Genomic DNA, 9,290 nt, shown 5'->3' with positions numbered 1-9,290 from the left:
CTCCGCCTCGGTGCGGCGCACGCGCCCATCTGCCAGAACTCGCATCCGTCACCCTCCTCGAGGGCGACTTCTACAGCAGCAGGACCCAGGCGGGGAAGAACGCCTCAGAGTGACCGGTTACGTCAAGGCTGCAGGGACTCGCCATTGGGAGGCATGGCCGTGGCGAGTGCCGGACCCCCCAGCCGATGCGGTTGGCGAATGCGCTCTGTCGCTATGCCGAGCTCGCGAGGCGAATCCAAGCCACAATGACCTTCACGCCAGGAGGACCGGTGCCGTCCACGGTTTGGCAGCTTCTTCAGCGGGCGGGGCTCGCATACGGGGGCTGCGTGCCGTGGGGAACGCCCTTGCCAGCCAGGGGCCCTGGTGTCTACCTGGTCTCGCTCGATGACGACGCGAGAAGTTCCGGACGGACGGTTGCCACATGTCCTGTCAGTCGCCAGGCGCTCGAGGAGCTACTGCGTTCGTGCCCGGAGCTCCGGCTCGATCATCCAGTCGTCGACGAGGTGCGTCAACGCGGACCAGGCAACCGGATCGAAGTGGAAGCGATCAACCGCTACCTCCAGCGCGAGCTGAAGCAGCGCGATGAACCGGAAGTGGCGGCGGTGGAGGCTGCGCGCTGGCTCGATGAAGCAGGGCTGCTTCGCGATTCGTCATCCAGGCCTGGCTTGCCTCTCCGAAAGCTAGTTCGGCAGGAGCGCCTCGCAGGGCAAGCGCAGGAGCCAAACGGGCGCTGGTTCATTCGGCGGATCGACCAGGGACGCGGACCAGGGGCTGGGCGGGTCGCCAGGGCTCGCGTGAGAGCCAACCGTACCTGCTCGCCGTTCGCGGTTCGACTAGGGGCGCCGACCGGCTCGGGATCTGTATTTGCGTTTTCGCCATGATTCGATAATAACGTCGGGAGCTGTTCGCAGCCCCGCAAACAAGGAGGCCCGTGCCGACCGCTCCGAAACGTCAGCCTCACGGCCGCTGGGTCCGCGCCTCCGGCGGCTACCGGGCGTACGTCCCCGACCCGCTTCCGCCCCCGATCGCGTGGGACGCCGGGCTCGCGACGGCGCTCTCGGCGGCGGACCGCGCGGTCGGCCGACTGGCCGGCGAGGGAAGGCGGCTGCCGAATCCGCATCTCCTCATCCACCCCTTCGTGCGCCGCGAGGCGGCGCTGTCGAGCCGCATCGAGGGCACACAGGCCACCCTCGGCGAGCTGCTCGCCGCCGAGGCCGGGGCGGCGGTGGCGCGCAGTCCGGCGGACCTCCGCGAGGTCGGCAACTACGTCGCCGCCCTGGAGTACGGCATCGCGCGCCTGCGCACGCTGCCGCTTTCGCTGCGCCTGGTGAGGGAGCTGCACGAGAAGTTGACGCGCGGGGTGCGCGGCGATGCGGCCACGCCGGGGAGGTTCCGGCGCAGCCAGAATTGGATCGGTCCGGCGGGCGCGACACTCGCGAAAGCGAGCTTCGTGCCCCCGCCGCCCGATCGCCTGAGGGACTGCCTCGACGCGTGGGAGGGGTTTCTGCACGACGATACCCTGCCTCCGCTCGTCCACGCGGCACTCGTACACTCCCAGTTCGAGGCCATCCATCCCTTTCTCGACGGCAACGGGCGCGTGGGCCGGCTGCTCACCACCCTGCTCCTCGTCGCGAGAGACGTGCTTCCGTCTCCGCTGCTCTACCTCAGCGCGTACTTCGAGGCGACGCGTCCGGAGTACTACGCCCGCCTCTCCGGCGTCACCGCACGGGGGGAGTGGGAAGAGTGGCTGCGCTACTTCCTCGTCGGAGCCGCCGGTCAGGCCGAGGATGCCCTGGATCGCACCCGGCGGATCGATGACCTTCTGGCCCGTTGGCGCGAGCAGCTTGCCAAGGCGGCATCGCGGCTGCCCGAACGAGCGCTCGAGCTGTTCGTCGAGAACCCGTTCTGGACGGTGAACAAGCTGGCGACGAGACTGGGCGTCGCGTTCACGAGCGCGCAGCGGGCCATCGATCGCCTGGAGACGGCGGGCATCGTGGCGCTTACCGGCGAAGCGAAGCGCAACCGCGTCTACTGCGCGCGTGCGATCCTCGAGATCCTCGAGGAACCGCCGAAGCTCGCGGAGGCGCAGAACGCTCGCCGGCAGGATAGGCGGCGCTGAGCCCAGACATCTCCGAGCGTGCGTTCGAGGAGGCGATCGCATGCGCCCTTCTCCAGCACGGCCCCGACGCCTGCGCGGGCGACGCGACCGCGGTGCGCGAGATCTCGCCGCCCTACGGCGAGAGCCCGCCCGGCGGCTACCGCCAGCGCAAGCCCGAGGACTACGACCGCGCGCTCTGCCTCCTGCCGCGCGACGTGCTGGACTTCGTCCCCGCGACCCGACCGAAAGAATGGAAGGAGCTCGGGCTGCACCACGTGGCGCGCAGGCTGTGAAGCCCGGGCTTGGCCGTCTTCCAGCCAACAGGCGAGGGCGTGCTCGAAGAAGGACGAGCGGAAGCGGAAGCTGAAGGTCCAGGAGGCGAGCGCGGCCCAGAGGAGCAGCGCGATTCCCAGGAGGGCTCTGCGGGCGGAGGTCAGCCCGTGGCCTCGATGGGGGCTGGCCCGTGCAGCGGCTGCGGCGCCGGGCGCCCGGGTCGGGCGCGGGGTGGCCCCTCACGCGCGGGTCCGGAGGAGCGCGCGGCCGAGACCGAGGAGGGTCAGGGTCCAGGCGGCGATCGCGACGAAGACGAAGCCGCGGGAGATCACGAGGAGGAAGGGGAGCTCGAGGGCGTGCGAGAGGCGGACGGTCGCGGTGGTGTACATGCCGAGCGGGAAGACGAGCCCCCAGTACTGGGGGTCGTAGGTGATGCGGACGCGCCCGTGGCCGTGGCGCCAGATGCCGAGCAGCACGAGGAGGGGGATCCACCAGGAGGCGGTCGCCCAGAACGCGATGGCGAGGCCGCGCAGGACGGGCACGAGCTCCGCGAGGAGGGGCGAGAGGGCGGCCGCGCCCAGCAGGCTCGACGCCGCCACCGTGGTGATCGCGACGGCGCCCATGTTGATCCAGTAGGGCGGTGCGAGCTGCACGGAGGTGAAGGGGAAGAAGATGAAGCGATAGAGGATCAGGGTGATCAGGACGCCGTAGAGGAGGCAGCCGACGAAGAACAGGGAGAGGCAGGTCAGGAGGATCGCGTCGCGCTCCCGTCCCGGCTCCTGTCCCTGCGCGAGGAGGGGGCCCAGCACCGCGAGCGACTGCGTCGCGACGACGACCAGCAGCCACGAGCCGCTGAGGCCGGTCTCGATCGGGGGCTTGTCCTGCTTGATCGTGACGACGGTGAAGAAGCCGTAGGTGATGGCGACCCACAGCACCGCCGCGGTGATCCACAGGATCCAGGGGAGCGTCGGGTCGCTGCGGATCGTGAGGAGCTGGGTGCCGAGGACGCCCGTGCCGGCGACGAGCGTGAAGAAGTCCGGGGCGCGGCGATGGTCGAGGGCGTCGGCCACGAGCCGGGCGCGATGGCGCGCGGCCCGCGCGATCGTGAGCGCCACGAGCACGCCGTAGGCGAGCAGGTTGAAGCCGAGGAGGACGCGCGCGAGCCCCTCCAGCCCTTCGAGCCACGCGGCGATCGACACGATGCCGGTGGCCATCACGAGCGCGAAGTGGCGCGGGGCGAGCTCTGCGATGCGCGCGTCGAGCCAGCGGATCATCTGCGGCCCAGCGCTACCAGAGCGCAGGCGGGAAGGTCAAGCGTTCTCGCCCGCCGCTGTCGGATCGGGTCCGGGCCGCGCCGGGCCAGCGCCCGCCGGGTGGGGCCGCACCCGGCCCGGGCGCGTCGCGCCGGGCCGGAGCGCGCCGCGCCCGCCGGGCGGGCCGGCCGGATGCGGCGGCAGCAGGCGCTCGCGCCGGGGCAGGGGGCCGGGCCCGAGCCGGGATCCGTGTCGCGGGTGTCCTCCCGGACCGGCCCCTTTCCCGGGACCGCCGGCGAGGACAACATCGGGCCGGGGGCCGGCGCGGCAGGAGGACGTGATGGATCGACGAGGGCTCTTCCGCGAGATGCACGGGACGCCGTTCCTGATTCCGAACCCGTGGGACGTGGGGTCGGCGCGCATCCTCGCGGCGCTCGGCTTCCGGGCGCTGGCGACGACGAGCGCGGGCTTCGCGAACGCGCTCGGGCGCCCGGACGGCGGGGTCACGCGCGACGAGGCGCTCGCGCACTGCCGGCAGATCGCGGCGGCGACACCGCTTCCGGTCAGCGCCGATCTCGAGAACGGCTTCGGCGACGCGCCCGCGTTCGTGGCCGAGACGATCGCGCTCGCGAGCCGCACGGGGCTCGCCGGCTGCTCGATCGAGGACTACGGGGCCGAGGCGGGGCTCTATCCGGCGGGGCTCGCCGTCGAGCGCGTGTGTGCGGCCGTGGAGGCGAGCCGCCAGGACGCGTCCCCGCTCGTGCTGACGGCCCGCTGCGAGAACTTCCTGCGCGGCAAGCCGGACCTGGCCGACACGATCGCGCGCCTGCAGGCCTACCAGGAGGCGGGCGCGGACGTGCTCTACGCCCCCGCGCTCGCGACGGTCGAGCAGGTGCGCAGCGTCGTGGCCGAGATCGACCGGCCGCTGAACGTGCTGGTCCTGCCGGGCGGGCCCACGGTGCCCGAGCTCTTCGCGGCCGGCGCGAAGCGGGTCTCGACCGGGGGCGCGCTGGCCAGCGCGGCGCAGCACGCGCTCGTCGAGGCCGCGCGCGAGCTGCTCGGGGCGGGCACCCAGGAGTTCTGGAAGCGCGCGCTCGCCTCGGCGGGGACCGTGCGGGAGGCCCTGCGCGAGCCCGCGAGGCCGTGAGCGCCCCGGCTACGCCACCGCCACCTCGAGGCGCGCGAGCCCGCGCAGCACCGGGCTCGGCCGGTAGGCGGGCCGCTCGTCCACGAGGGTGAGCCCGGGAAGGCGCCGCGCCAGCGCCTCGAAGGCGAGCCGCGCCTCGAGGCGCGCGAGCGAGGCGCCCAGGCAGAAGTGCGCGCCGAAGCCGAACGCCAGGTGCGGATTCGGGTCGCGTGCGAGGTCGAGCTCGTCGGGATCCGCGAAGGTGTCGGGGTCGTGGTTCGCGGCGCCGATGCCGACGAGCACGAGCGCGCCCGCCGGGATCACGCTGGCGTCGATCGCGACGTCCTCGAGCGCGACGCGCAGGGTCGCCTGCACGGGGCCGTCGTAGCGGAGCAGCTCCTCGACGGCGCCCGGCAGGAGCGCCGGGTCTGCGCACAGGCGCCGCCACTGGTCGGGCTCGCGCAGGAGCGCGAGCGTGCCGTTGCCGATCAGGTTGGTCGCGGTCTCGTGGCCGGCGAGCAGGAGCAGGTTGGCGGTGGCGAGGAGCTCGGCGTCGCTCAGGGCGTCGCGCTCCTCCTGCGCCGCGAGGAGCGCGCTGATCAGGTCGTCGCGCGGGGCGCGGCGGCGGGCGGCGATGGTGTCGGCGAGGTAGGCGAGGAGGCTGCGGGCCGCGCCGGCGCCGGCCGCACGCGTCGCGGGGTCGGGCGCGGCCAGGCCTGCGATCAGGGCGCCCGACCACTCGCGGAAGCGGCGGTGGTCCTCGGCCGGGACCCCGAGCAGCTCGGCGATCACGATCGCGGGGAGCGGCTCGGCGAAGTCGTGGACGAGGTCGAAGCGGCCCCGGGCCTGCGCCTCGTCCACGAGCGCGCCGACGATCGCCTCGATGTGCCCGTGGAGCGCGGCGATGCGCCGGGGCGTGAAGGCCTTGTTCACGAGCTTGCGCACGCGCGTGTGGTCGGGCGGGTCCATGATCAGCAGCGAGCGCAGGCCGGTCGCGCTCTGGCGCACGAACTCGGGCATGCGCTCGAGGTTGTCGCGCACGAGCGGGGCGCGGATGCGCTCGACCGAGAAGCGCGGGTCGCGCAGCGCGGCGTGGACGTCGCGGTAGCGGGTCAGCATCCACAGGCCGGGGCCCGTGTGGCCCGGCACCGGCACCGGGAGGACGGGGCGCACGGTCCGGAGCACGGCGTAGAGGGGATAGGGGTTCTCGAGCGTGCCGGCGCTGCGCAGCGGCCCGAGGAGGTCGAAGTCGCCGGTGCCGGAGGCGGCGGGCGGAGGGGCCGGGGAGGTCATCGAGGGTCCTCGCGGGCGGGCGCGGGGTTGGAGAATGACCGACTGGTTGGTCATAATAGCCGCATGCCCCGGATCCCGGCAAGCGAGCGGGACGCCTTCTACGAGGCCCGCCGGACGGCCCTCGCCGAGGTCGCCCTGAAGCTCTGGGCGGAGCGCGGCTTCGACCGCACCCCCGTCGCGGCGATCGCCCGCGAGGCCGGGATCGCGAAGGGCACCTTCTACCTCTACTTCGAGAGCAAGGGCGCGCTGCTCCTCGAGGTGCTGCGGCGCAACTCGCTCGTGCCGGACGTGCTCGCGCTGATCCGCGCGCTCGAGACCGAGCCCATGGAGGACGCCGTCCACGCCTTCGTGCGCGGCGCCTGGCGCCACCTCGCCGGCCATCGCGAGCTCCTGCTGGTCGCGATGCGCGAGCTGCCGACGCACCTCGAGCAGGCGCGCGAGGCGGTCGAGCGCGTCCTCGTGCCGACCAACGCCGCCCTCGCGCGCCATCTCGAGTCGCGCCTCGGGGCCCGGCTCGCGGGCCGGCTCTCGCCCGTGATCGCCGTCCGCGCCCTGGTCGGGATGATCGTCGTCGTCTTCCTGAGCCAGGAGGTGCTGGGCGCCGGGCGCTTCCTGCCGGTGCCCGAGGAGGAGATCACGCGGACGATCGCCGAGCTGTTCCTCCGCGGTGTCACGTCCCCGGAAGGGCCTCCGCCGTGATCCGGCACCTCCGCGGGATCCGGGTCCTGCGCGTCGTCTGGGCGCTCGCGCGCGTGGTCCCGCGCTACTGGCTCCTCCTCCTGCGCGACCGCGCGGGCCGCTGGCCCCCGGGCGACGCGGCCTGGCAGCGCGCGCACGCCGCCGCCGCGCGCGAGATCGAGAGCGTCGCCCTCACGCTCGCGGGCGCCTTCACCAAGGCCGCCCAGGTCCTCGGCGCGCGCGCCGACGTCCTCCCGGCGCCCTTCGTCGAGCGCCTGAGCCGCTTCCACGACGCGGTGCCCCCGCGCCCCTTCGCGACCCTGGCCCCGCTCGTCGAGCGTGACCTCGGCCGCCCGCTCGCCGAGCTCTTCGCCGCGATCGACGAGCGGGCGCTCGCCGCCGCCTCGCTCGCGCAGGTCCACCGCGCGACCCTGCACGACGGCCGCCCGGTGGTCGTGAAGATCCGCTACCCCGAGATCCCGCGCATCATCCCGCTCGACCTCGGCATGCTCCGGCGCGTGGTCGGGATCGTCCAGCGCCTCCAGAGCCGGATCGACCTGCGCGCGCTCGTGACCGAGGTGACCCGCTTCATCGAGCTCGAGCTCGACTTCCGGCGCGAGGCGCGCTCCACCGAGCGGCTCGCGAAGTCGCTCGTGGACCTCCCCGACGTGGTGGTGCCCCGCGTCCACCCGGAGCTCTGCGGCGAGAACGTGCTCGTCCTCGAGTACCTGGAGGGGATCCCGGTCGCGCGCACGGAGGCCGTGCGCGCGGCGGGCCACCGGCTCTCCGACGTCGCGCGCCGGATCGGCGCCCTCTACGGCACGATGATCTTCGAGCACGGCTTCTTCCACGGCGACCCGCACCCGGGGAACCTGCTGGTCCTGCCCGACGGCCGGATCGGCCTCCTCGACTTCGGCCTGTGCAAGGAGCTGCCGCCGGGCTTCGCGCGGCAGGTGGCGCAGATGATGGTGGCCTCGCTGGTCGGCGACGCGGAGGCCGCGCTCGCCGCGGCCGGCGCGCTCGGCTTCGACGTGACGGCGCTGCGGCCCGGGAGCCTGCGCTCGCTGCTCCTCATGATGGTGGGCGACCGCGACACGGAGGCCGGCGTCCTCGCGATCCTCGGCGAGAGCCGGCTGCGCCGGATCCCCGAGGACTTCGCGCTGGTCGCGCGCACCCTGGTCCTGCTCAACGGCCTCTCGCACCGCCTCGCGCCCGGCCGCCGGCTCGTCCAGGCCGAGCTCCTGAAGCACCTGGCGGCGGGCGCGGCGCGCGAGGCGCCGCTCAGGCCGGCCGCAGCCGGTAGCGGATCGGCATCCGCTTGACGCCGCCGAGGAAGCTCGAGCGCATGCGCTCGACCGGGCCCGCGAGCTCGATCGCCTCGAGGCGCGCGGCGAGCTCGGCGAAGATCACGCGCAGCTCGAGCCGCGCGAGGTTCGCCCCGAGGCAGAAGTGCTCGCCGATCCCGAAGCCGAGGTGCGGGTTCGGGCGGCGGTCCACGCGGAAGCGGTCGGGCTCGGCGAAGGCGTCGGCGTCGCGGTTCGCCGAGGGGTAGAGGAGGCAGAGCGAGTCGCGCGCGCGGATCCGCTGGCCGCGCAGCTCGACGTCCTCGACGGGGGTGCGGCAGAACTGGATCACCGGCGAGGTCCAGCGCACGATCTCCTCGACGGCGCTCGGGACGAGGCGCGCGTCGCGGCGCAGCTTCGCGAGCTCGCCGGGATGCTCGATCAGCGCGAGGAGCCCGCCGCTCGCGGCGTTGCGCGTGGTCTCGTTGCCGGCGACCACGAGCAGGAGGAAGTAGGAGAGCAGCTCGAAGGCCGGCATCGGCGCGCCCTCGACGGTGGCGTTCGCGAGCACGCTCACCATGTCGTCGCGCGGCTCCTTGCGGCGCTCGGCGGCCAGGTCGCTGAAGTAGGCGAAGAGGCCGTGGCGGGCGTCCTCGACCCCGTCGATCGGGGCGTCGCCCGTCTGGTACTCGGCGTCGCTCGCGCCGGCGATCTGGTTGGTCCAGCGGAACATGAGCCGCCAGTCGGCGCGCGGGACGCCGAGCATGTCGGCCAGCACGTGCAGGGTGAGCGGCGCGGCGAGGTCGGTGACGAAGTCGCCCGTGCGCTCCTCGCCGTCGCCGGCCATCGCGGCGAGCAGGTCGCGCGTGATGCGCTCGACCTCGGGCTGGCGGCGCGTGATGGCGCGCGGCGTGAACCAGTGGCTCGCGGCCTGGCGGAAGGCGGCGTGCTCGGGCGGGTCCATGTTGAGGAGATGCCGCGCGAGCGTGCGCTCGCCCTCGACCGGCGCGCCCTGCTCGAAGATCGCGAGCCGCGGCGCGTTGCGGAAGCGCTCGGGCTGCTTCGAGATCCAGACCACGTCCTCGCGCTTCGTGATCGCCCAGAAGCCGACGCCCCCCGGCAGGTCGAACCAGTGGACCGGCGCCTCCTCGCGCAGGCGCTTCCAGGCCGCGTGCGGATAGCCGTGGCGTGCGAAGGTGTCGGGGCCGATCACGTCGAGGGTGCCGGGAAGCGGGCGCGCGGGCATGGCGCGGAGGCTAGCCGACTGTCCTAGGCTCGGGATCACC

Annotated in this window: 8 protein-coding genes; 5 read left to right on the top strand and 3 right to left on the bottom strand. The window is 73.7% G+C overall.

Annotated features, from left to right (window positions below; all coding sequences use genetic code 11):
- Positions 1-931: 931 nt before the first annotated feature.
- Together OZ948_16245 and OZ948_16240 are read left to right on the top strand one after the other, a co-directional pair.
- Positions 932-2,119 (top strand): Fic family protein, encoded by a 1,188-nt coding sequence (locus tag OZ948_16245; GenBank protein MEB2346277.1) that lies wholly within the window; start codon positions 932-934, stop codon positions 2,117-2,119.
- A 92-nt stretch (positions 2,120-2,211) separates the two neighbouring features.
- On the top strand, positions 2,212-2,391 hold the full coding sequence (locus tag OZ948_16240; protein MEB2346276.1) for a hypothetical protein: 180 nt from the start codon (positions 2,212-2,214) through the stop codon (positions 2,389-2,391).
- 219 nt (positions 2,392-2,610) lie between these two features.
- Here OZ948_16240 and OZ948_16235 read toward each other — a convergent pair whose 3' ends face one another.
- Positions 2,611-3,645, bottom strand: a complete 1,035-nt coding sequence (locus tag OZ948_16235; GenBank protein ID MEB2346275.1) for a tellurite resistance/C4-dicarboxylate transporter family protein — start codon at positions 3,643-3,645, stop codon at positions 2,611-2,613.
- 319 nt (positions 3,646-3,964) lie between these two features.
- On the opposite strand from OZ948_16235, the gene OZ948_16230 reads away from it, so the two are divergent.
- On the top strand, positions 3,965-4,771 hold the full coding sequence (locus tag OZ948_16230; GenBank protein ID MEB2346274.1) for an isocitrate lyase/phosphoenolpyruvate mutase family protein: 807 nt from the start codon (positions 3,965-3,967) through the stop codon (positions 4,769-4,771).
- Between the two features lie 9 nt (positions 4,772-4,780).
- On the opposite strand, the gene OZ948_16225 is transcribed toward OZ948_16230, so the two are convergent.
- Positions 4,781-6,043 carry a cytochrome P450 gene (locus OZ948_16225; GenBank protein MEB2346273.1) on the bottom strand — a complete coding sequence of 421 codons (1,263 nt, stop codon included), beginning with the start codon at positions 6,041-6,043 and terminating at the stop codon, positions 4,781-4,783.
- 63 nt (positions 6,044-6,106) lie between these two features.
- Between OZ948_16225 and OZ948_16220 the strand changes: the two genes are divergently transcribed.
- The gene (locus OZ948_16220) at positions 6,107-6,742 is read left to right on the top strand and encodes a TetR/AcrR family transcriptional regulator (protein MEB2346272.1); all 636 of its coding nucleotides are present in this window, start codon (positions 6,107-6,109) and stop codon (positions 6,740-6,742) included.
- The gene (locus OZ948_16215) at positions 6,739-8,043 is read left to right on the top strand and encodes an AarF/ABC1/UbiB kinase family protein (GenBank protein MEB2346271.1); all 1,305 of its coding nucleotides are present in this window, start codon (positions 6,739-6,741) and stop codon (positions 8,041-8,043) included. Before OZ948_16220 ends, OZ948_16215 begins: the two co-directional genes overlap by 4 nt.
- Here OZ948_16215 and OZ948_16210 read toward each other — a convergent pair.
- On the bottom strand, positions 8,003-9,250 hold the full coding sequence (locus tag OZ948_16210; protein MEB2346270.1) for a cytochrome P450: 1,248 nt from the start codon (positions 9,248-9,250) through the stop codon (positions 8,003-8,005). The genes OZ948_16215 and OZ948_16210 overlap by 41 nt on opposite strands.
- Between the last annotated feature and the right edge of the window lie 40 nt (positions 9,251-9,290).

It is taken from the genome of Deltaproteobacteria bacterium (assembly GCA_035063765.1).
Lineage (GTDB): Bacteria > Myxococcota_A > UBA9160 > UBA9160 > PR03 > CAADGG01.
This window is presented reverse-complemented; position numbering and strand designations above follow the sequence as displayed.

Coding starts and splice junctions, on each gene's coding strand:
- OZ948_16235 (MEB2346275.1), bottom strand. CDS start 3,645: ATGATCCGCTGGCTCGACGCGCGCATCGCAGAGCTCGCCCCGCGCCAC.
- OZ948_16230 (MEB2346274.1), top strand. CDS start 3,965: ATGGATCGACGAGGGCTCTTCCGCGAGATGCACGGGACGCCGTTCCTG.
- OZ948_16225 (MEB2346273.1), bottom strand. CDS start 6,043: ATGACCTCCCCGGCCCCTCCGCCCGCCGCCTCCGGCACCGGCGACTTC.
- OZ948_16220 (MEB2346272.1), top strand. CDS start 6,107: ATGCCCCGGATCCCGGCAAGCGAGCGGGACGCCTTCTACGAGGCCCGC.
- OZ948_16210 (MEB2346270.1), bottom strand. CDS start 9,250: ATGCCCGCGCGCCCGCTTCCCGGCACCCTCGACGTGATCGGCCCCGAC.